This is a genomic window from Acidovorax sp. GW458-11-26-14-TSB4 (genome assembly GCF_059423865.1).
In genome coordinates this window covers 301,189-322,630 of sequence record NZ_JBWKYR010000002.1, presented here as the reverse complement: position 1 = coordinate 322,630, position 21,442 = coordinate 301,189, and the positions used below count along the sequence as shown (strand labels likewise).

Below are 21,442 nucleotides of genomic sequence, written 5' to 3'. Positions count from 1 at the left end.
CTTGTGAGGGGGTCAGTCGAGATGGCCCGAGGTCTGCTTGGCGCGCAGCAGGTCCAGCAGCAGCGCATCGCGCGTGCGCGTCAGGTCCTCAGCGGTGCGCTTGCCCAGTTCTTCGGCCACGCCCTGCGCCACCTGCTGCTTCAGGGCATCGGTCATCGCGGGGGCGCCCAGGTCCTGCCACCAGCTTTCGATGGGGCCGCCCAGGTGCGCCAGCACATGGGCCACGCCGCCCGCACCACCTGAGAGGTGCAGGTTCATGAACGGGCCCATCAGCGCCCAGCGCAGGCCGGGGCCGTGGGCGATGGCGGTGTCGATGTCGGCCACCGTGGCCACGCCCTCGTTCACCAGGTGGAAGGCCTCGCGCCACAGCGCCGCCTGCAGCCGGTTGGCGATGTGGCCCTTGATCTCGCGGCGCACGTGGATGGGGCGCTTGCCGATGGCGGTGTAGAAGGCCATGGCGCGCGCAATGGCCTCGGGTGCCGTCTGCTCGCCCCCGCCCACCTCCACCAGCGGAATCAGGTGCGGTGGGTTGAACGGGTGGCCCAGCACCACGCGCCCAGGCGTGGCGCACAGCGCCTGCATGGCCGTGACCGACAGGCCCGAGGAACTCGATGCCAGCAGGGCATGGCCCGGGGCGGCGGCATCGATCTGGCGCAGCAGCTCGGCCTTGAAGTCGGCGCGCTCGGGGCCGCTTTCCTGCACGAAGTCGGCATTGGCCACCGCGTCCTCCAGCCGCTCGTGGAAGGCCAGGCGCGCCAGGCTGGCGCCCGGTGCCAGCCCCTGGCGCTCCAGCGTGGGCCAATGCGCGGCCACGGCCTCGCGCAGGCGCTCCTCGGCGCCGGGCGAGGGGTCGGTGGCGTCCACGTCCAGCCCGCGCGCCAGGAAGTAGGCGGCCCAGCTGGCGCCGATGACGCCGGTGGCCACCACGGCGACGCGCTTCACGGTCGAATCCATGCGGGGGGCTCCTTTCAGGATTCAGCGGTGAAGCCGATCTTCTTGACCAAGGGGCCCCAGCGGTCGAACTCCGCGTGCTGGGATGCCGCCATCTCGGCGGCGGTGGAGCCCTGGGCGATCAGCCCCACCACGGCCAGGCTGTCGATGACGGACTTTTCCTTGATCGCCGCATTGATGGCGGCATTGGCCGCGGCCACCACCGGGGCGGGTGTCTTGGCCGGCGCATAGAAGCCGAACCATTCCTCGGTGGTCAGCTCGGGGAAGCCCTGCTCGGCAAAGGTCGCGACCTCGGGCGAGAACGGCGAGCGCGCCTTGCCCGAGGTGGCGATCAGCCGCAGCTTGCCGGCCTTGTGGTTGGGGATGAAGTCGCCGCTCGGTGTCACCATCGCGGCGATCTGGCCGCCCACCACGTCGGTCACGCCGGGCACCGAGCCGCGGTAGGGCACATGCTTCAAGTCCACCCCGTGGTTGATGCCCAGCAGCGCGCCGATGAAGTGCGGCGTGGAGCCCGCGGCCGGCGAGCCGTAGTTGGCCTGGCCCGGGTTGGCCTTGGCCCAGGCGAGGAAGTCCTTGACGTTCTTCACCGAAGCCGGCACCAGCGGCCCCACGGCCAGGCCGTGGTGCATGATGGCTGCGATGGACACGGGCACGAAGTCCTTCACCGGGTCGTAGCTGAGCTTGCTGTAGATATGCGGGTAGATCGAGGTGCATGAGAACGGCGACAGCGTGAGTACGCTGCCATCGGCTGTGGCGCCGCGCAGGGATTCGAGCGCGATGCGCCCGCCCGCGCCGGGCTTGTTCTCCACCACGCCGGCATTGCGTGTGTAGGCCGAGCCCGCGAGCTTCTCGCCCACGCGCCGGGCCACGCTGTCGCCCGAGCTGCCGGCCGGAAAGCCGTAGAAGATCTTCACCTGCTCGATACCCTGGGCGAAGGCCGCCAGGGGCGAGAGCGAGCCCAGCGCCGCGGCAGCGCCCAGGTGGCCCAGGAAGTGGCGGCGGGTGGTGGTGTGGTGGGTCGTCATCGTCTTGTCTCCTCGTTGTGGTCTTGGGATGGTGGGTTCAGCGCGCCGGGTTGGTCAACCCGGGGCAAACTCGGGGCGTGGGCCGCCCTGGCGCGGCAGGCCCATCAGTGCGCGGGCTTCGGCCGGCGTGGCGGGCTCCATGTCCAGCTCGCGGATGATGCGCACGATGCGCTCGGTGAGCTGCACGTTGGTGGCCAGTTCGCCCTGGCGGAAGTACAGGTTGTCCTCCAGCCCCACGCGCGCATGCCCGCCCAGCAGCAGCGCGGCGACGTTGGCTTCGAGCTGCGAGGGGCCGATGCCGCTCACGCAGAACAGGCTGTTCCTGGGCAGCGTGTCCACCATCATCTGCAGGAAGCGTGGCGAGTAGGGCATGGCGTTCTGGAAGGCGCGGTGCACGTTCATCACCAGGTTGATGAAGTGCGGGCCGTCGCCGTCGTGCCCCTCCTCGATCAGCGTGGTGGTGTCCTGCAGGATGTGGGTGGGGCTGAACACCTCCCACTCGGGCTTGATGCCGCGCGCCTTCATGCCGGCGGCCAGTTCGCGCCCACGGCTGAGCGGCGTGTCCATCAGGATCTCGCGGCCATCGAAGGAGAGGTTCAGCGTGGTCGCGTCCAGGGTGCACATCTCGGCGCCGGCGTCCATGCCCTTGATGCGCTCTTCCCACGCGATCTCCCAGCGGCCGCCGGGCAGGGGCTTGACCATGTCGCCATGCACGCCACCGCCGGTGGAGTTGTTGAGCACGATGTCGCAGCCCTTGGCGCGGATGCGGCTGTTGATGTCGCGGTAGACGTTGGCATCGCAGGTGGCGCCGTCGTCGGGCCGGCGCGCGTGGATGGCGACCACGCTGGCGCCGGCGTTCCAGCAGCGCTCCACGTCGTCGGCGATCTCGACCGGCTGGGTGGGCAGGTGGGGGTTTTGCGACTTGTGGGCCATGCCGCCCGTGGGGGCGATGGTGACTATGACTTTGCGCTTGCTCATCGGGGTCCTGGTGGAGAATTGCGGGGTGCTCCGCATTGTTTTTCTGGGCACCTTTCCACTCAGTCATCGCGATGACATTTGGGGGCAGGGTATACGCGGGGCCTGTGTTTTCTTCCGGGAGAAATCCACTTTGTCACCCCCTGCGACACGGCCTTCCACCACCAGCCTGCTGGCTGCGTCCGCCTGGTTCCCGCTGCTCGACGCGCCGGCGCAGCAGCGCGTGCTCGACGATGTGCGCGAGGTGGAGGTGCCCGCAGGCGGCGCGCTGTGCCGGCGCGGCGACATCCCCGTGCACTGGTTCGGTGCCATCGAAGGCCTGCTCAAGTGGTCCGTGACCTCGGACGACGGGCGCGCCGTGACCCTGGGCGGCCTGTCGGCCGGCAGCTGGTTCGGCGAGGGCACGCTGCTGCGCGCCCTGCCGCGCACGGCCGACATCATCGCCCTGCGCCCCAGCCGCGTGGCGGTGCTGCCGGTGGAGACCTTTGCGTGGCTGCATGCCACGCAGCGCAGCTTTGACCACTTCCTGCTGCGCCAGATCAACGAGCGCATGCACTGGTTCCTCGGCACCTTCACGGCCCACCACCTGCTCGATACCGACAGCCAGGTGGCGCGCGCGCTGGCCGGCCTGTTCCACCCCTTTCTCTACCCCGGCATGGACCGCCACCTGCAGATCTCGCAGGAGGAGATCGCCAACCTCACGGGTGTCTCGCGCCAGCGCTGCAACGCGGCTTTGAAGCGCCTGCAGGAGTCAGGCATCCTGCAGATCGAGTACGGCGGCATCACCGTATTGGACCTGCCCGGGCTCAGGCGCTACGTCGAATAGACAGGAAGTCCGCAGCCGCCGCGATCACCGCCTCTGGCTGGTCGCGGTGCGGCGAGTGCCCGCACGCCGGCAGTTCCAGCAGCTGCGCACCCGGCACCTTGCGTGCGATGCCGCGGATCTGTTCCAGCGTGCCGTACTCGTCGTCCACCCCCTGGATGGCCAGCACGGGCGCTCGGATGGCGGCGATCTCGGCCTCGATGTTCCATTGCCGAAAGGGCGGGTGCAGCCAGATGCGGTTCCAGCCCCAGAAGGCCGAGTCCGCGTCATCGTGGTAGCGGCCGAGCTTCGCGGGCAGGTCGGTGCGCTGGTAGGCATCGCGCGCGATCTCGATGTTGGCGATGGTCACGTCCTCGACGAAGATGTGCGGCGCCATCAGCACCAGGCCGCGCACCGCATCGGGGAAGCGCGCCGCGTACAGCAGCGCGATCGATCCGCCATCGCTGTGGCCCAGAAGCCAGGGCGCCTCGGTGAGGCCGACCGCATCGAAAAACGCCGGCAGCACCTCGTGCGCCTGCCGATGCATGAAGTCCAGGTCCCAGGTCTCATCGGCTTCCCGCGGGGTGGATCGGCCATAGGCCGGGCGCGAGAACACCAGGCCGCGCACGCCCGCCGCGTTGCACAGCCGCTCGGGGAAATCCTTCCACATCGCCACCGAGCCCAGGCCCTCGTGCAGGAAGACCAGCAGCGGGGCCGTGCTGCGCTCGGACGCGATCCACTGGTGCTCGATGCGCGCCGTGCGGCCGCGCCATTCGATGCTGGCGAACTCCGTGGGCCCCTGCGTCACGCGCGGGCCTCCTTCTCGCGCAGGCGAAAGCGCTGGATCTTGCCGGTGGCCGTCTTGGGCAGCTCCTCGATGAACTCGATGAAGCGCGGGTACTTGTAGGCTGCCAGTCGCTCCTTCACGAAAGCCTGCAGCGCCTGCGCGTCCACCTGCTGGCCCGGCTTGAGCACCACGTAGGCCTTGGTCTTGGTCAGGCCATCGCCGTCCTGCACGCCGATCACGGCCGATTCGAGCACGGCAGGGTGCTGCATCAGGGTGGCCTCCACCTCGAAGGGCGAGACATAGATGCCGCTGACCTTGAGCATGTCGTCGCTGCGGCCGGCATAGGTGTAGTAGCCGTCTGTGTCGCGGGTGTACTTGTCACCGCTCTTGGTCCAGCCGCCCTGGAAGGTCTCGCGCGACTTCTCGCGGTTGGCCCAGTACATCAGCGCCGCGCTCGGGCCGCGGATGTACAGGTCGCCCACCTCGCCGTCGGGCACGGGCCGGCCGTCCTCGCCTCGCAGCTCCACCTCGTAGCCCTGCACGGGCTTGCCGGTGGTGCCGTAGCGCACATCGCCCGGGCGGTTGGAAATGAAGATGTGCAGCATCTCGGTGGAGCCGATGCCGTCGATGATCTCGCAGCCGAAGCGCTCCTTGAAGCGCTGGGCGATCTCGCCAGGCAGGGCCTCGCCGGCCGAGGAGCACATGCGCAGCGCCACGGCTTCTCGCGCGGGCAGCGCGGGCGAGGCCAGCATGCCCGCAAAGCCCGTGGGCGCGCCGAAGAACACCGTGGGCCGGTGCTGCGTCCAGCGGCGGAAGGTGGCGTCGGGCGTGGGCCGCTCGGCCATTAGCACCACGGTGGCCCCCACCGAGAGCGGGAAGGTCAGCGCGTTCCCCAGGCCGTAGGCGAAGTACATCTTGGCGGCCGAGAAGCACACGTCGTCCTCGGTCAGGCCGAGCACCGGCTTGCCATAGAGCTCGGCCGTCCACCACAGGTTGGCGTGGGTGTGCACCGTGCCCTTGGGCTTGCCCGTGGAGCCCGAGGAATAGAGCCAGAAGCCCGGGTCGTCCGCCGCGGTGCTGACCGGTGCGGCGAGTGGCGCAGCCTGCGCCAGCGCAGCCTCGAAGTCCTGCGCGCCCTCGGGCAGCGGCCCGGCGGGCTGCGAAACCAGCAGGGTGCGCACCTCGTGCGGGGTGCGGCCCATGGCGTCTTGCAGCACGGCCAGCAGCGCCCCCGAGACGATGGCTGCTTGTGCGCGGCTGTGGTCCAGCATGTAGGCGTAGTCGTCGGCCGTGAGCAGGGTGTTCACCGCCACCGGCACCACGCCCGCGTACAGGCAGCCCAGGAAGGCCACGGGCCAGTCGCTGCAGTCGTGCATGAGCAGCAGCACGCGCTCTTCGCGGTGCACGCCCGCGTGGGTGAGCGCCGCGGCCAGGCGCCGGGCGCGGTCTTCGAGCGCGCCGTAGGCCAGGCTGCCCCGGTCGTCGATGTAGGCGGTGCGCTGTGCGCGGCCCCGGTTCAGGTCGAACAGGTGCTGGGCAAAATTGAATCGTGGGGGCAGGCCCATGGTGTTGTCTCCTTTGGCCCTCTCGGGTCGGGTGCGCGCTTGGTGCCGCGTCTGTGGTGGTGTGTGGTGTCAGAGGCCCAGCGCCGCCAGCACGCCGGGGCTGGCCTGCACGGCCGTGCGCTGGTGGTAGAAGGCAAGGGCACGCAGACCACCCAGTTCGGCGCCACCGCCCGCGCGGCCCGGGCCGCCGTGCTGCGACATGGGCATCACATTGCCGTGGCCGGTGTGGGTCTGCGCCACATCGGGCGTGACCACATGCACGCGGCCATGGCTGGCGGCCACGGCCAGCGCGGTCTGTGCCAGCGCGGCCTCGTCGCTGCCATAGAGCGAGGTGACCAGCGAGCCCTGGCCGCGGTGTGCCAGCGCCACGGCATGGGCGCTGTCGCGGTAGGGCAGCAGCGTGGCCACGGGGCCGAAGACCTCCACGTCGTGCACCGCCTGCGCCGCATCGGCATCGCGTGCGCCCAGCAACACCGGGCCGATGCAGGCGGCCACGGCGGGGTCGGCATCCAACAGCGGGCGGTCGCGCCCGTCGTGCAGCACCGTGGCCTGCGCTTGCAGCGCGGCCAGGCCTTCGCGCACGGCAGCCAGCTGGGCCCGGCTGACCAGCGCGCCCATGCGCACACCGTCGTTGCGCGGGTTGCCCACGCTGATGCCGGCGAGCTTGGCGGCTATGGCCTCGGCAGCCGCGTCATACACCTCGGCCGGCACCAGAATGCGGCGGATCGCGGTGCATTTCTGGCCCGACTTCACCGTCATCTCGCGCACCACTTCGCGCACCAGCAGGTTGAAGGCCTCGCTGCCCGGCGCCTCACCCGGCAGCAGCAGGGCGCTGTTGAGGCTGTCGGCCTCGATGTTGGCGCGCACCGAGCGCTGGGCCACGGCAGGGTGCGAGCGGATGATGCCTGCCGTCTCGGCCGAGCCGGTGAACGACACCACGTCGAAGGGCTGCAACTGGTCCATCAACCCGGCCGAGCTGCCCGCGATGACCGACAGCGCGCCCGCGGGCAGCACACCTGCCTCCACCACATCCTTGACCATGCGCTGGGTGAGCCAGGCGGTGGCCGTGGCGGGCTTGGCGATGACCGGCACGCCCGAGAGCAGGGCGGGCGCGGCCTTTTCCCACAGGCCCCAGGAAGGGAAGTTGAAGGCATTGATGCACAGCGCCACGCCCCGCGTGGGCACCGACAGGTGCTGCGACTGGAATACCGGCTCCTTGCCCAGGCGCACGGCGTCGCCGTCGCGCAGCGCGCGCACATCGCCCAGGGCATCGCCCCACTTGGCGTACTGGCCCAGGGTGAAGATGGCACCGTCGATGTCCACGGCCGAATCGTTCTTCACCGTGCCGGCATTGGCGGTGGCGATCTCGTAGTAGGCATCGCGGTGGGCCTGCAGCACCTTCACGATGGCCCCCAGCAGCGCGGCGCGCTCGCGGTAGGTCAGCGCGCGCAGGGCAGCGCCCCCCTGCTGGCGCGCAAAGGTGAATGCCTCGGCCAGGTCGAGCCCGGTGGAATCCACGCGCACCAGTTCGTTGCCCAGCACGGGGTCGAACAGCGGGGTGCCCGCGCCCGTGCCGATCTGCCAGCGGCCGGCGGCGTGGTTGGAGAGAAGTTCGGTCATACAGATAGAGAGATAAAAACGCGGGTCAGTTCTTCGTGAACTGGATCTGGCCCTCAGGGAGCAGGTAGAGCACCAGGGCACGGCCCTGGGCCACGGTGGGCCTGTGGGCGGTTCCCGGGCCATAGACGCACCAGCCCGCGGGCCGGCCATCGAAGGTGGCGCTGCTGCCTTCGATGGGCATGATCAGGTCGATCTCGCCATTCGGATGCGTGTGGTGCGGGCCGGCCAGGTCCTGCATGTCGACGACATCCACCGAGAAGCGGTGCAGCGCGTCCTCGGCCTTGAAGACCCGGCCGTACTTGATGCCGCCGCCCTCGCGCTCGCACAGCCAGCCTTCGGCCACGCCGGTCTGGCAGGCGCTGCGCAGCTGTTCATAGGTGGTGCTGCCTGCGCCGTGGGCGGCGTTGAGCCACTGGTCCAGCGCCGCGTCGAGCGGGCGGCCGTCGATCTGCGCGGTGAGGTCGGCGATCAGGGCGTGGAAGGCTTGTTGGCTGGCGGGGCGGGTCGTCGTCATCGTGGCGGGCTCTCTTGGAAGCTGGCTGGGGCCGGGACATGTGCACGGCCGTTGGCCATTGATGGCCTTGCGGTATCGCATAACGTGCAGTATCTTGCGTGCGACTGAACGATAAACTTCGATGTGACGTTCGTCAAGCACTATAGTGCATATATTTAGGTGGCGCCTCGGAGGGCACAATCCGGTGGTGTGAACAAGGACGCGCATGAATGAGCAAGACGACGCAGTGCTGGCCACTGCGCCCACCGACGGCAATGGCGCTGCCGCGCCAGGCGGCGAGGCCCGCAACCCGCTGCTGACGGCGCTGGGTGAGCGCGTGCGCAACCTGCGCGCGCAGCGTGGGCTCACGCGCAAGGCCGTGGCCCTTGCGGCCGACGTGTCCGAGCGCCACCTGGCCAACCTGGAGTACGGCACGGGCAACGCCTCCATCCTGGTGCTGCAGCAGGTGGCGGGTGCACTCCACTGCTCCCTGGCCGAACTGGTGGGCGACGTCACCACCAGTTCGCCCGAATGGCTGCTGATCCGCGAACTGCTGGAGAACCGCAGCGAGGCCGATCTGCGCCGCGTGCGCATTGCCCTGGGCGAACTGCTGGGCACGGCTTCGGTGGATCCGGCGCGGCACACGCGCATCGCCCTCATCGGGCTGCGCGGCGCGGGCAAATCCACCCTGGGCCAGATGCTGGCGGACGACCTGGAACTGCCTTTCGTGGAACTGAGCCGCGAGATCGAGAAGCTCGCGGGTTGCAGCGTGCGCGAGATCCACGACCTCTATGGCACCAACGCCTACCGCCGCTACGAGCGCCGTGCGCTGGAGGAAACCATCCAGATCTACAGCGAGGTGGTGATCGCCACGCCCGGCGGCATCGTCTCCGACCCCGCCACCTTCAACGAGCTTTTGGCCCACTGCACCACCGTGTGGCTGCAGGCCGCCCCCGAGGAGCACATGGGCCGCGTGGCTGCGCAGGGCGATACCCGCCCCATGGCCGCCAGCAAGGAAGCCATGGACGACCTGCGGCGCATTCTCAACGGGCGCGCGGCCTTCTATTCCAAGGCCGATCTCTCGGTGGACACCAGCGGCAAGAGCCTGGCGCAGGCCTTCAATGGATTGCGCACTGTCGCTCGCCAGTCCATGAGCGCATTCTGAGCGCCTGACCCCGCCATCTGCGGGGCAAAGCAGACACACCTTTCGCAACGAAAAAAGCAGCCCAGGCATTGACGCGCCCGTAAACATGCATCATGATGCATGTCATTGAAATCAAAAGCTGCATTATTTTTCTTGTTCTGAGGTTTGCAGCCGCCCCCGGCCCCACAGGAGACATGCCATGACCGCCACCACCACCACCAGCGCCCCGGCGCGCGTCGACTACCGCACCGAACCCGGCCAGTACCGCCACTGGTCGCTCAGCGTCGAGGGCGCCATCGCGCGCCTGTCGCTCAACATCGCCGAGGACGGCGGCATCCGCCCCGGCTACAAGCTCAAGCTCAACAGCTACGACCTGGGTGTGGACATCGAGCTCAACGACGCGCTCAACCGCGTGCGTTTCGAGCACCCCGGGGTGCGCACCGTGGTCGTCACCAGCGGCAAGGACCGCATCTTCTGCTCGGGCGCCAACATCTTCATGCTGGGTGTCTCCAGCCACGCCTGGAAGGTGAACTTCTGCAAGTTCACCAACGAGACGCGCAACGGCATCGAGGATTCTTCAAAGCATTCGGGCCTCAAGTTCCTGGCCGCCGTCAACGGCGCCTGCGCGGGCGGCGGCTACGAACTGGCCCTGGCCTGCGACGAGATCCTGCTGGTGGACGACCGCTCGTCGGCCGTCTCGCTGCCCGAGGTGCCCCTGTTGGGCGTGCTGCCGGGCACCGGTGGCCTGACCCGCGTGACCGACAAGCGCCATGTGCGCCACGATCTGGCGGACATCTTCTGCACCAGCGTGGAAGGCGTGCGCGGCCAGCGTGCGGTGGAATGGCGCCTGGTGGATGCGGTGGCCAAGCCGGCCCAGTTCGCTGCGGCGGTGCAGGCACGTGCCACCGAGCTGGCTGCCGGCAGCGACCGCCCGGCCGGCGCCAAGGGCGTGGCCCTGACCCGGCTGGAACGCGAGGACGGTGCGGACAGCTTGGGCTATTCGCACGTGCAGGTGCAGATCGACCGCGCCAAGCGCACTGCGACGATCACCGTGAAGGCCCCCACGGGCGCACAGCCCGCGGACATCGCCGCTATAGAGGCGGCCGGCACGGCCTGGTGGCCGCTGGCCCTGGCGCGCGAACTGGACGACGCCATCCTCAACCTGCGCACCAACGAGCTCGACATCGGCACCTGGCTGCTCAAGACCGAGGGCGATGCCAAGGCCGTGCTCGCTTCCGACGCCGTGATGCTGGCGCACAAGGACCACTGGCTGGTGCGCGAAACCATCGGCGCGCTGCGCCGCGCACTGGCGCGGCTCGATGTGTCCTCGCGCACGTTGTTCGCGGTGGTGCAGGAGGGCTCGTGCTTCGCCGGCACCCTGGCCGAGCTGGCCTTCGCCGCCGACCGCAGCTACATGCTGGCCCTGCCCGACGACGCCGAGCGCGCGCCCAAGCTCACGCTCAACGAATTCAACTTCGGCTTCTTCCCCATGGTCAACGACCAGAGCCGCCTGCAGCGCCGCTTCTACGAAGAGGCCGCGCCGCTCGACGCCGCACGCGCCGCGGCGGGCAAGCCGCTCGACGCCGACCAGGCCCTGGCCCTGGGTCTGGTCACCGCCGCACCCGACGACATCGACTGGGACGACGAGCTGCGCATGGCCATCGAGGAGCGCGCCGCCATGTCGCCCGACGCCCTGACCGGCCTGGAAGCCAACCTGCGCTTTGCCAGCAAGGAGAACATGGCCACGCGCATCTTCGGCCGGCTCACCGCCTGGCAGAACTGGATCTTCAACCGCCCCAACGCCGTGGGCGACAAGGGCGCGCTCAAGGTCTACGGCACCGGTGAAAAAGCTGGCTTTGACCTGAACCGCGTCTGATCCCGCCGCCCGAACCATCCAAGGAGACCTCCATGAGCACGATCAACTACAGCGAGAAGATCCCCAACAACGTCAACCTCGGCGAAGACCGCACGCTGCAGCGCGCGCTCGAAGGCTGGCAGCCCAACTTCATCAACTGGTGGGACGACGTGGGCCCCGAGGGCTCGACCAACCACGAGGTCTACCTGCGCACCGCCGTGAGCGTGGACCCGCAGGGCTGGGCCCAGTTCGGCCACGTGAAGATGCGCGACTACCGCTGGGGCATCTTCCTGAACCCGGGTGATGCCAACCGCGAGATCCACTTCGGCGACCACAAGGGCGAGAAGGCCTGGCAGGACGTGCCCGGCGAGCACCGCGCCAACCTGCGCCGCATCATCGTCACGCAGGGCGACACCGAGCCCGCCTCGGTCGAGCAGCAGCGCCACCTGGGCCTCACGGCGCCCAGCATGTACGACCTGCGCAACCTGTTCCAGATCAACGTGGAAGAGGGCCGCCACCTCTGGGCCATGGTCTACCTGCTGCACAAGCACTTCGGCCGCGACGGCCGCGAAGAGGCCGAGGCCCTGCTGCAGCGCACCTCGGGCGACGAGAACAACCCGCGCATCCTGGGGGCCTTCAACGAGGCCACACCCGACTGGCTGGCGTTCTTCATGTTCACCTATTTCACGGACCGCGACGGCAAGTTCCAGCTCTCGGCCCTGGCCGAAAGCGCCTTCGACCCGCTGGCGCGCACCACCAAGTTCATGCTGACCGAAGAGGCGCACCACATGTTCGTGGGCGAGAGCGGCGTCTCGCGCGTGCTCACGCGCACCGCCCAGGTCATGAACGAGCTCAAGACCGACGACCCGCAGAAGATCCGCGCCGCTGGCGCTATCGACCTGGGCACGGTGCAGCGCTACCTGAACTTCCACTACAGCGTCACCATCGACCTGTTCGGTGCCGACCAGTCGAGCAACGCCGCCATTTTCTACAGCTCGGGCCTCAAGGGCCGCTACGAGGAAGGCAAGCGCACCGACGACCATGTGCTCAAGGGCCAGACCTACACGGTGCTGGAGGTCCGTGACGGCCAGCTCGTCGAGAAGGAAGTGCCCATGCTCAACGCCCTGAACGAGGTGCTGCGCGACGACTTCATCAAAGACTCCGTCGCCGGCGTGGGCCGCTGGAACAAGGTGCTGGAGAAGGCCGGCATCCCTACCCGCCTGGTGGTGCCGCACAAGGCCTTCAACCGCCAGATCGGCGCGCTCGCCGGCATCAAGATGTCGCCCGAAGGCCGCGTGGTCAACGAGATGGAGTGGGCCGCCAAGAAGGACGAATGGCTGCCCAGCGCCGAGGACTTCGCCTTTGTCGCATCGCTGATGGGCCGCGTGGTCGAGCCCGGAAAGTTCGCCGGCTGGATCGCCCCGCCGGTGATGGGCATCAACCGCCAGCCGGTCGACTTCGAGTACGTGCGTTTCGGCTGATGGACAAAGCAGTGCCCTCGGCGTATGAACGAGGGCAGCAGGGATGGCGGCCGGCCCCACGAGCATTGCAGGCCCCATCCCGCCCCCCGCACCTGCGGGGGTGACACAGGAGAATTACATGGACATGGCCGTTGAAGCCGGGGTCATCAAGCAGCACCTGATCGACCCGGAAATCTGCATCCGCTGCAACACCTGCGAGGCGACCTGCCCCGTCAACGCGATCACGCACGACGACAACAACTACGTCGTGCGAGCCGACGTCTGCAATGGCTGCATGGCCTGCATCTCGCCGTGCCCCACCGGCTCCATCGATAACTGGCGCACCATGCCGCTGGTGCGCGCCTATTCGATCGAAGAGCAGCTGACCTGGGAGTCGCTGCCCGCCGAGCTCAGCCCAGAGGAGCTGGCTGCGGCAGGCGCCGATGCCGGGGAAGGGGACGCACCTGCAGCGGCACCTGTGGCCGTGGCCACCGCCGAACCCGGGGTGCAGCCCCAGCCGCCCCTGCACCGCGGTGCCACGGTGCCGCCCTGGTCGGCGGCGCATGCCTACACCAACCTCTACCCGCCCAAGTCACCCACCACGGCCACGGTGGTCGGCAACTTCAACTGCACCGAGGTGGGTTTCGAAAGCGAGACCCACCACGTGGTGCTGGACTTCGGCAGCCTGCCTTTCCCCGTGCTGGAGGGGCAGTCCATCGGCATCATTCCACCGGGCACCGACGCCCTGGGCAAGCGCCACCATGCGCGCCAGTACTCGATTGCCAGCGCGCGCAATGGGGAGCGGCCGGGCTACAACAACCTGGCGCTCACCGTGAAGCGCGTCACCTCCGACCACGATGGCACGCCTGTGCGCGGCGTGGCATCGAACTATGTCTGCGACCTCCAGGTGGGCGATACGGTGGAGGTGGTGGGCCCGTTCGGCCACTCGTTCCTGATGCCCAACCACCCGAAGTCGCACGTGGTGATGATCTGTACCGGCACCGGCAGCGCCCCGATGCGCGCCATGACCGAATGGCGCCGCCGCCTGCGCAAGAGCGGCAAGTTCGAGGGCGGCAAGCTGATGCTGTTCTTCGGGGCGCGCACCCAGCAGGAGCTGCCGTACTTCGGCCCGCTGCAAAGCCTGCCCAAGGACTTCATCGACATCAACCTGGCCTTCTCGCGCACTCCGGGCCAGCCCCGGCGCTACGTGCAGGACCTGATGCGCGAACGCGCGCCGGACCTGGCCGCACTGCTGCGCGACGGCAACAGCCATTTCTATGTCTGCGGCTTGAAGAGCATGGAGGAGGGCGTGCTGCTCGCACTGCGCGACGTGGCGGCCGACGCGGGTCTGGACTGGGACGCCCTGTCGGCCACCCTGGCGCGCGAAGGGCGCCTGCACCTGGAGACCTACTGAGGCTTACGTGCCTGTCAAGCTGGCCAGGCCCTCCTGCCGCACCAGCTCCTCGTACCACTGCTGGTAGCCCGCGCTGCTCGGGTGCAGGCCATCGGCCGCATGCAGCTCGTCGGCGCGTTGCACGAACGGGTCCAGCGCGCGCGGCTTGAGCAGGCGCACGTAGCGCACGCCGCTGTCGAGGGCGATGGTCTGCGCGGTGGCGTGCAGGCGCTTGGAGCGGCTCTCCATGAACCACGAGACCGGGGGCACGAAGAGCGGAGCATGGCCGACATTGCCGCAGGGCATCAGCACCACCTGCTTGCCGCGCGCCTTGGCGGTGCGGATGACCTGTTCCATGTGGTCGTGCAAATGCTGTTCCGACGTCAGCCGGATCACGTCGTTGCCGCCGGCCAGCACCAGCACCAGGTCATAACCCGTGCCGGCACGCTCGAGCTGGGCCTGCACGTCCTCGAACTTGGCACCATTGGAGGCCAGGTTGTCGATCTGCCAGCGCGGATGGGCGCTGCCGATGCGCCCCACCAGGCTGTCCTCGGGGCGGGCCGCGCCGGTGCCCACGGCGGTGCTGTCGCCCACCACGAGGATGCGCCGCTCGGGCTGGGACGGCTGGGCGGTGTAGGGGCGCGATGCCTTGGCCAGGTCCGATGCCGTCATCAGGCGCCAGGGGGCGCAGCCGGTGAGCAGCAGGGCACCTGCCGCGACGGCGGCCAGGGCCCACCAGCGCGGTGACGGGGCGTGAAAGTGGCGGGCAGGGTGGGGCATGGGGCGGTGGTGCAGGTGACAGGGGTCGATACTGCAGAGTACGCGCCGAAACCGGCCCTGGATGTCGGATGCCTCGATGCCCGCGCGTAGGACGCCGGGCCACGCCTGCGCGCTCCGCTGGGCCCTACTTCTTGAACACCACGGCTTCCAGGCCCATGCCGCGGATGGTCTGCGCGGCCGTGTCGGCCTCGGACTTGCTGGCGAAGGGGCCCACGCGCACTCGGATGCGCGGGCCTTTGGCGCTTTCCAGCGGCTGGCGGAAGGCCGGCAGGCCCTCGTTGAGCAGGCGCGACTGCGTCTTGCGCGCATTGGCCTCTTCGGCGAACAGGCCCACGTTGATGTAGAAGCCCGATGCGCTGCCCACCATGGCGAGCTCGGGGTCGCTGGCGGCCGAAGCTGCGGGGCTGGCCGGTGCGGGCGCGGGCGCTGGCCGGGCGGGCTTGCTGGCGGCCGGGGTGCTGGCCGTGGCCTTGGATGCGGGAGCGGCTGGGGCACTGGCCCGGGTTTTGGCAGGGGCGGGGGCCTGCGGTGCCGCGGCAGGTGCCGGGGCCGGCTTGCTGGCGGCCGCCGCGGGAGCGCTTGCCCTGGGTGCCGCGGGCGCGGGCGCCTTGGCCAAGACCGGCGCGGGTGCGCTGGCTGCGGCGGGTGCCGTGGGGGCGCTGGCCGGCTGGCTGCGCGCGGCGGGCGCCGAGGCCAACTGCGGCGCGGCAGCCGGCACGGGGACTGGTGCAGGGGCAGGGGCAGGTGTCGAGGGTGCGGCGTTTTCCGCGCTGGCTGGCGGGGCGGTCTCGGAGGCCGCGCCGATGCTTCCCGAGGCGCTGGGCGCGGCAGGTGGGGCGGCGGCGCCGCGCAGTACCGACACGGCCGCCAGGCCCGAGGTTGGAAGCGGCGCGGAGGCCGCAACCGCAGGGGCTGGGGCACTGGTGGCCACAGCGCTGCTGGCTTCGGGCGCGCTGCCGGGCGGGAACAGCATGTAGGCCAGCAGGGCCGTTGCCACCACGATCACATGCCCGATCACCACGGTGCTCAGCCGCTGGCGCGAACTGGCCTGGCGCTCCAGCAGCGCGGCGGCCTCGGGCAGCGTGCGCGAGGCCGACAGCGCGCGCGCGATGCGCTTGCGGATCTCGGTGTGCAGCACGGCATTGGCAAACAGGCCCGGCAGGGCGCAACTGAACAGCACGATGGCCGCCAGGAGGCCCCACTCCACCTGCTGCGGCAGGTGCAGGAACTGCCGGCCCAGGCCGAAGACCAGCAGCGCCAGCCCCTCGGCCGCAGCCACGTAGACCAGGGCCGCGCCCCAGAGCTGGCGGAACACCAGCCAGCTCAGCGTGAACAGCGCGGCCGGCCAGTTCCAGGTGGTGGTGGTACGCCCTGCATCGTCGAAGCGCGCGAAGATGGGCAGGTAGTGGTCTGCGTTCACCGGGCCCAGGGCGACCCGGTACAGCGCCGTCATCGTGTTGTCCGACGGGGAGTCCAGCGACATGGGTGCGATGGCGTTGGCAGGGTCCAGTGTCAGGGGCATGCCCGATTCTGGCACGGGCCATGGCCCTCGTAAAAGAGGGAAGTGGCCGGCAGGCGCCCCCTTCCCGCTGCGATCAGACGCCGCCGCGGACCATGGACATGACCTTGGCAGCGTCCAGGGTCGAGGCCTTTTCGCGGATCTGCGGCAGGTACTGGGCCTGCAGGTCCTTGGCCGGGCCCAGCAGGTTCTGGAAGCTTTCGCGCAGCACGGCGGTGCTCATCACGCGCCCGCCTGCGTAGTAGCGCTTGGCCACCTGGCCCAGCGCATAGGTGGTGGCGAACGAGAAAGCCACGCCCGTGGCTGCCTGGCCGATGCCGCCGATGGTGCGGCCCGCCACCTTGCCCAGCAGGCCGCCGAGCAGCTTGCGGCCGAACTGCTCGATGTACTGCGAGGCCATGCCCACGCCGGCCGCCGCGATGAAGTCCTTGATGTGGCCCTGGTCCAGCTCCACGCCATGCGCCTTGCCCACGGCATAGACCATCTTCACCTGCAGGGGGATGATGGCCATCGAGGCCCAGGACTGCGGCAGCAGCTCCAGCGCGCCGCACAGCAGCGCGTAGTTGAGGATGCTCTTGTCCAGCTCGGCATCTGGCACCTGCGGCACATTGCGAACGGGCAGGGCCGCCGCTGCGGCTGCAGCCACCGTGCCCGCGGCCACAGGCGCCAGACCCCGGGCAATGGGGGCGGCACGCTCGGCCACTTCCACCAGCGCATCGGCCTGCTGCTCGAAGGCCGCGGTGTCGCCGTCGCCGAGCTGCAGCCAGCCCTTGAGCTGCGCCAGGAAGGCGCGCTCGGTCTCGGTCTGGCGCCCATCCACGTCGCAGACGCAGACCGCCATCTCGTAGGCCAGCTGGCGCAGGCCCGGCTCGGTCAGCGCGGTGGCGGCGGCCTGGGCGCTGGTGCGCTGCAGCAGCACATCCTGAACCAGGCGCGGCAGGTCGATGGCCGGCGCGTCCTGGGCCAGCGATTGGGCGATGCGCCGGATCTCCTCGCGCTCGCTGTCGCCCTTGTGGCCATCGGCGAAGGCGGCGAACAGGGCGATGGTGAGAATGGCTTGTTGCTGGTCGAGTTGCATGGTGGCGTGGCTCCTGAGGAAGCCGTGGGTGGCAGGACAGGGGTGCAGTGTGGCAAACCCAGGCTTTTCCATCACTGCGGTGGGGGCTTGCAGGGGGGGGCAATGGCCGTACCGCTGCAAGGACGTGCCAATCGTCCTAGGATATTGTCCTGACCTCCTGGTGACCGCATGACCACAGCCCTCAAGATCGATTTCGTCTCCGACGTTTCCTGCCCCTGGTGCATCATCGGCCTCAAGTCGCTGGAACAGGCGGCCGAGCGCCTCAAGGGCGAGGTCGCGCTGGACCTGCACTTCCAGCCCTTCGAGCTCAACCCGCAGATGGTGCCCGAAGGCCAGGACATCGCCGAGCACCTGCACGAGAAGTACGGCGCCACGCCCGAGCAGAGCCAGAAGAACCGCGACGCCATCGCCGCGCGCGGTGCGGCCCTGGGCTTCACCTTCAACATGGCGCAGCGCAGCCGCATCTACAACACCTTCGACGCGCACCGCCTGCTGCACTGGGCCGAGGAAGAGAGCGACAAGCAGCCCGCCCTGAAGCACGCGCTGTTCAAGGCTTACTTCACCGATGGCCAGAGCCCCGGCGACCATGAAGTGCTGGCCCGCGTGGCTGGCGAGGTGGGGCTCGACGAGGCCGAGGCCCGTGCCGTCCTGGCATCGGACCGCTACGCGCAGGAGGTGCGCGAGCGCGAGCAGTTCTACCTGCAGCAGGGCATCCACTCGGTGCCGGCCATCATCATCAACGACCGCCACCTGATCTCGGGCGGCCAGCCGCCCGAGGTGTTCGAGCAGGCCCTGCGCCAGATCGCATCCGGCAAGGTCTGAACAACAGAAAAGGGCGCCTCGGCGCCCTTTGTCATTTCAGCGGAATCGGGGTGGCCCGGTCCACCGGCACGGCCGTCACGCTGTTCTGCGGCGAGCCGTCCACCAGTTTTTCGGAATAGGTCAGGTAGACCAGCGTGTTGCGCGCCGGGTCCACCATGCGCACCACGCGCAGGCGCTTGAACAGGATGGACAGGCGTTCGCTGAACACTTCTTCCTGCTTGCGCAGCGGCGCGGGAAAACTCACCGGCCCGGTCTGTCGGCAGGCGATGGAGGCTTCGGAGCGGTCCTCTGCCAGGCCCAGCGATCCCTTGATGCCGCCCGTGCGGGCGCGCGAGACATAGCAGGTCACACCCGCCACGGCCGGGTCGTCGTAGGCCTCGACGATGATGTCGTGGTCGCGGCCCAGCAGCTTGAAGGCCGTGTCCACGGTGCCGATCTTGTCGGGCGCGGCGCTGGCGGCGCCTGCTGCCAACAGCGTGAAGGCAGCCAGGGCCGCCGTGTGCAGGGCAGCGCGCGTCATGCCGCGGTCCCGGCTTCGGCGCAGCGCTTGGCCAGGTGGGCCAGGGCTTCCTCGACCTGGTCCACCAGCACCAGGCACAGGTCGCCTGGTTGCAGGCGGCCGAGGGCCGTGTCGATGGCGATGAACTCGCCGCGGATCTCTTCCACATGCGTGGTGCGCGCCGCGCCGGCCAGGCCTTCGCGCAGCAGTGCCATCACCTCGCCGTCGCCGCGGCCACGCTGGGCCGCGTCCTGGTACAGGATCACGTCGTCGAAGGCGGCGCCCAGGATCACGGTCTGCTCGCGGATGTCCTCGTCGCGGCGGTCGCCGGCGCCGCTGATGACCACGCTGCGGCGCTTGCCGGGCAGGGCATCCACGGCAGCCACCAGGGCGCGCATGGCGTCGGGGTTGTGGCCGTAGTCGGCGATCACCGTGGCGCCGTTGTGGTCCATGATGTTGAAGCGGCCGGGGGCGTTGTCGCTGTCGTTCACGAAGCCCGACAGCCCGCGGCGGATGGTCTGCCAGGGCAGGCCGGCGCCCCAGGCGGCGGCCACCGAGGCCATGACGTTCTCCACCTGGAAGCCGATGCGGCCGTTGCGCGTGATCGGCACGTCGCGCAGGTGGATGGTCTCGCGCCAGGAGCCTTCGGAGGCGACGATGGAGTCGCCATCCACGTACACCGTGCGGTTGCCCTGGGCGCGGTGCGTGGCCATCACCGGGTTGTGGCGGTCGCTGGCGAAGTAGATGATCTTGCCGGGGCAGACCGGCGCCATGGCCGCGACGATGGGATCGGCCGCGTTGAGCACGCCATAGCCGTCGGGTGCCACGTTCTGCACGATCACGCGCTTGAGCACGGCCAGGTCTTCCACCGTGGTGATGTAGTTCAGGCCCAGGTGGTCGCCCGCGCCGATGTTGGTGACCACGGCCACCTGGCAGCGGTCGAAGCCCAGGCCCTCGCGCAGGATGCCGCCGCGCGCGGTCTCGAACACGGCCGCGTCCACCTCGGGGTGCAGCAGCACGTTGCGTGCGCTCTTGGGGCCGCTGCAGTCGCCGCTGTCGATCTGGCGGCCGTTCACGTACACGCCATCGGTGTTGGTCATGCCCACACGCAGGCCCTGGGCCGTGAACAGGTGGGCGATCAGGCGCGCCGTGGTGGTCTTGCCGTTGGTGCCGGTCACGGCCACGGTGGGGATGCGGCCGTCATCGCCGTGGGCGTAGAGCTTGTCCACCATGGCCTGGCCCACATTGCGCGGCTTGCCGTACGACGGTGCCAGGTGCATGCGCAGGCCGGGCGCGGCATTCACTTCGACGAAGCCGCCGCCTTGTTCTTCCAGCGGGCGCAGCACGGTCTCGGCGACCATGTCCACGCCGCAGATGTGCAGGCCCACCATCTGGGCTGCCGCGATGGCGCGGGCCGCCACCTCGGGGTGCACGTCGTCCGTCACGTCGGTGGCGGTGCCGCCGGTGGACAGGTTGGCGTTGTTGCGCAGGATCACGCGCTGCCCCTTGGGCGGCACGGAGTCGGGCGTCAGGTCCTGGGCCGCCAGGCGGGCCACGGCGATGTCGTCCAGGCGGATCTTGGTCAGCGAGGTGGCATGGCCTTCACCGCGGCGTGGGTCCAGGTTGACCTGCTCGACCAGTTCGCGCACCGTGTGCTGGCCGTCGCCCAGCACCTGGGGCGGCTCGCGGCGCGCGGCGGCCACGAGTTGGTCGCCCACCACGAGCAGGCGAAAATCGTGGCCGGGCAAAAAGCGCTCGACCATCACGGTGCCGTATTCCTCGGCGTTCTTGTAGGCGGCTTCGAGCTGGGCGCGGTCGGTAATGTTCACCGTGACGCCCTTGCCCTGGTTGCCGTCCTGCGGCTTGACCACCACGGGCATGCCCACCTTCTGGGCCACTTCCCAGGCTTCGTCGACGCTCTCGACCGGCTTGCCCAGCGGCACGGGCACGCCGGCGGCATGCAGCAGGCGCTTGGTCAGATCCTTGTCCTGGCCGATGGATTCGGCCACGGCGCTGGTGGAGTCCACCTCGGCGGCCTGGATGCGGCGCTGCTTGGAACCCCAGCCGAACTGCACCAGGCTGCCGCGCGTGAGGCGGCGGTAGGGAATGCCGCGGGCCACGGCGGCGTCCACGATGGAGCCGGTGCTCGGGCCCAGGCGCTCGTCCTCGTCGAGCTCGCGCAGGTCGGCTACGGCCTTTTCGGCATCGAAGCTGCCCTTGCCCAGCGCGGCCTGGATCAGCTTTTGCGCGTCCTCGAAGGCCTGGCGGCCCACAGCCTCTTCGCTGTACTCCACCACCACCTGGTACACGCCGGCATCGGTGGTGGCCGTGGTGCGCGCAAAGGTCACACGGCAGCCGGCCTGGGCCTGCAGCGCCAGCGCGGCGGTCTGCAGCACGTGGGCCAGCGAGATGTCGCCGTCGCCGCCCTCGGGGTGCAGTGCGCCGATGGCGGGGAACAGGGCGCGCAGGCGCGCCTCGAACCCGTCCATCTGGCGGATGGCGCGTTCGTTCTCATCGCAGGCCACGACGGCCTCGATGGCCATGTGGCGGCTCCACAGGTTGGGGCCGCGCAGGGCCCGGGTGCGGGATACATCCATGGAAATTCTCTTTCAGTGTCCATTGGGGCGGGCAGGCCCCGGAGTCATCGCAGTGTTCGGTCTATCGGGCGCGCAGG

General features: G+C 69.5%; 18 protein-coding genes. 6 read left to right on the top strand and 12 right to left on the bottom strand.

From position 1 onward, the window contains the following. Positions 1-12: 12 nt before the first annotated feature. The 3 genes from AC07X5_RS07945 to AC07X5_RS07935 are packed head-to-tail and all read right to left on the bottom strand — an operon-like array spanning position 13 to position 2,954. Entirely contained in the window at positions 13-954 is a 942-nt protein-coding gene (locus AC07X5_RS07945) for a 3-hydroxyacyl-CoA dehydrogenase NAD-binding domain-containing protein (RefSeq protein WP_494769684.1), read from the bottom strand. Between the two features lie 14 nt (positions 955-968). Next, on the bottom strand, positions 969-1,976 hold the full coding sequence (locus tag AC07X5_RS07940) for a Bug family tripartite tricarboxylate transporter substrate binding protein (protein ID WP_494769683.1): 1,008 nt from the start codon (positions 1,974-1,976) through the stop codon (positions 969-971). Positions 1,977-2,030: 54 nt separating this feature from the next. Continuing rightward, positions 2,031-2,954, bottom strand: coding sequence for a beta-keto acid cleavage family enzyme (locus AC07X5_RS07935; RefSeq protein WP_494769682.1), 924 nt, complete (start codon positions 2,952-2,954; stop codon positions 2,031-2,033). 130 nt (positions 2,955-3,084) lie between these two features. Between AC07X5_RS07935 and AC07X5_RS07930 the strand changes: the two genes are divergently transcribed. Further along, on the top strand, positions 3,085-3,777 hold the full coding sequence (locus AC07X5_RS07930; protein WP_494769681.1) for a Crp/Fnr family transcriptional regulator: 693 nt from the start codon (positions 3,085-3,087) through the stop codon (positions 3,775-3,777). On the opposite strand, the gene AC07X5_RS07925 is transcribed toward AC07X5_RS07930, so the two are convergent. The 4 genes from AC07X5_RS07925 to AC07X5_RS07910 form a co-directional block, all read right to left on the bottom strand. Continuing rightward, the gene (locus tag AC07X5_RS07925; RefSeq protein ID WP_494769680.1) at positions 3,758-4,561 is read right to left on the bottom strand and encodes an alpha/beta fold hydrolase; all 804 of its coding nucleotides are present in this window, start codon (positions 4,559-4,561) and stop codon (positions 3,758-3,760) included. The genes AC07X5_RS07930 and AC07X5_RS07925 overlap by 20 nt on opposite strands. After that, on the bottom strand, positions 4,558-6,105 hold the full coding sequence (locus AC07X5_RS07920) for a benzoate-CoA ligase family protein (RefSeq protein ID WP_494769679.1): 1,548 nt from the start codon (positions 6,103-6,105) through the stop codon (positions 4,558-4,560). Before AC07X5_RS07920 ends, AC07X5_RS07925 begins: the two co-directional genes overlap by 4 nt. Before the next feature lie 69 nt (positions 6,106-6,174). Beyond that, positions 6,175-7,725 carry a 3,4-dehydroadipyl-CoA semialdehyde dehydrogenase gene (locus tag AC07X5_RS07915; protein ID WP_494769678.1) on the bottom strand — a complete coding sequence of 517 codons (1,551 nt, stop codon included), beginning with the start codon at positions 7,723-7,725 and terminating at the stop codon, positions 6,175-6,177. A 25-nt stretch (positions 7,726-7,750) separates the two neighbouring features. Continuing rightward, the gene (locus AC07X5_RS07910) at positions 7,751-8,239 is read right to left on the bottom strand and encodes a DUF4863 family protein (protein ID WP_409960043.1); all 489 of its coding nucleotides are present in this window, start codon (positions 8,237-8,239) and stop codon (positions 7,751-7,753) included. Between the two features lie 205 nt (positions 8,240-8,444). Here AC07X5_RS07910 and AC07X5_RS07905 point away from each other — a divergent pair, with 205 nt between their 5' ends. The 4 genes from AC07X5_RS07905 (at position 8,445) to boxA (ending at position 14,091) form a co-directional block, all read left to right on the top strand. Then, on the top strand, positions 8,445-9,383 hold the full coding sequence (locus AC07X5_RS07905; RefSeq protein WP_494769677.1) for a helix-turn-helix transcriptional regulator: 939 nt from the start codon (positions 8,445-8,447) through the stop codon (positions 9,381-9,383). A gap of 178 nt (positions 9,384-9,561) precedes the next feature. Then, positions 9,562-11,238: a 2,3-epoxybenzoyl-CoA dihydrolase gene (gene boxC / locus AC07X5_RS07900; RefSeq protein WP_494769676.1), complete on the top strand. Its 1,677-nt coding sequence runs from the start codon at positions 9,562-9,564 to the stop codon at positions 11,236-11,238. Between the two features lie 32 nt (positions 11,239-11,270). Beyond that, positions 11,271-12,698: a benzoyl-CoA 2,3-epoxidase subunit BoxB gene (gene boxB, locus AC07X5_RS07895; RefSeq protein ID WP_494769675.1), complete on the top strand. Its 1,428-nt coding sequence runs from the start codon at positions 11,271-11,273 to the stop codon at positions 12,696-12,698. A 118-nt stretch (positions 12,699-12,816) separates the two neighbouring features. Beyond that, positions 12,817-14,091 carry a benzoyl-CoA 2,3-epoxidase subunit BoxA gene (gene boxA, locus AC07X5_RS07890; RefSeq protein ID WP_494769674.1) on the top strand — a complete coding sequence of 425 codons (1,275 nt, stop codon included), beginning with the start codon at positions 12,817-12,819 and terminating at the stop codon, positions 14,089-14,091. 3 nt (positions 14,092-14,094) lie between these two features. On the opposite strand, the gene AC07X5_RS07885 is transcribed toward boxA, so the two are convergent. The 3 genes from AC07X5_RS07885 to AC07X5_RS07875 form a co-directional block, all read right to left on the bottom strand. After that, positions 14,095-14,850 (bottom strand): SGNH/GDSL hydrolase family protein, encoded by a 756-nt coding sequence (locus tag AC07X5_RS07885; RefSeq protein WP_494769673.1) that lies wholly within the window; start codon positions 14,848-14,850, stop codon positions 14,095-14,097. Between the two features lie 124 nt (positions 14,851-14,974). Beyond that, positions 14,975-16,372, bottom strand: a complete 1,398-nt coding sequence (locus AC07X5_RS07880) for an SPOR domain-containing protein (RefSeq protein ID WP_494769672.1) — start codon at positions 16,370-16,372, stop codon at positions 14,975-14,977. A 73-nt stretch (positions 16,373-16,445) separates the two neighbouring features. Next, positions 16,446-17,447 carry a YcjF family protein gene (locus AC07X5_RS07875; RefSeq protein ID WP_494769671.1) on the bottom strand — a complete coding sequence of 334 codons (1,002 nt, stop codon included), beginning with the start codon at positions 17,445-17,447 and terminating at the stop codon, positions 16,446-16,448. A gap of 168 nt (positions 17,448-17,615) precedes the next feature. On the opposite strand from AC07X5_RS07875, the gene AC07X5_RS07870 reads away from it, so the two are divergent. Next, positions 17,616-18,269, top strand: a complete 654-nt coding sequence (locus tag AC07X5_RS07870; RefSeq protein WP_494769670.1) for a DsbA family oxidoreductase — start codon at positions 17,616-17,618, stop codon at positions 18,267-18,269. Between the two features lie 31 nt (positions 18,270-18,300). Here the strand turns inward: AC07X5_RS07870 and AC07X5_RS07865 are convergent, their stop codons facing one another. After that, positions 18,301-18,789, bottom strand: coding sequence for a CreA family protein (locus AC07X5_RS07865; protein ID WP_494769669.1), 489 nt, complete (start codon positions 18,787-18,789; stop codon positions 18,301-18,303). Further along, positions 18,786-21,365, bottom strand: a complete 2,580-nt coding sequence (gene cphA / locus AC07X5_RS07860; protein ID WP_494769668.1) for a cyanophycin synthetase — start codon at positions 21,363-21,365, stop codon at positions 18,786-18,788. The genes AC07X5_RS07865 and cphA overlap by 4 nt, the downstream gene beginning before the upstream one ends. Positions 21,366-21,442 lie beyond the last annotated feature (77 nt).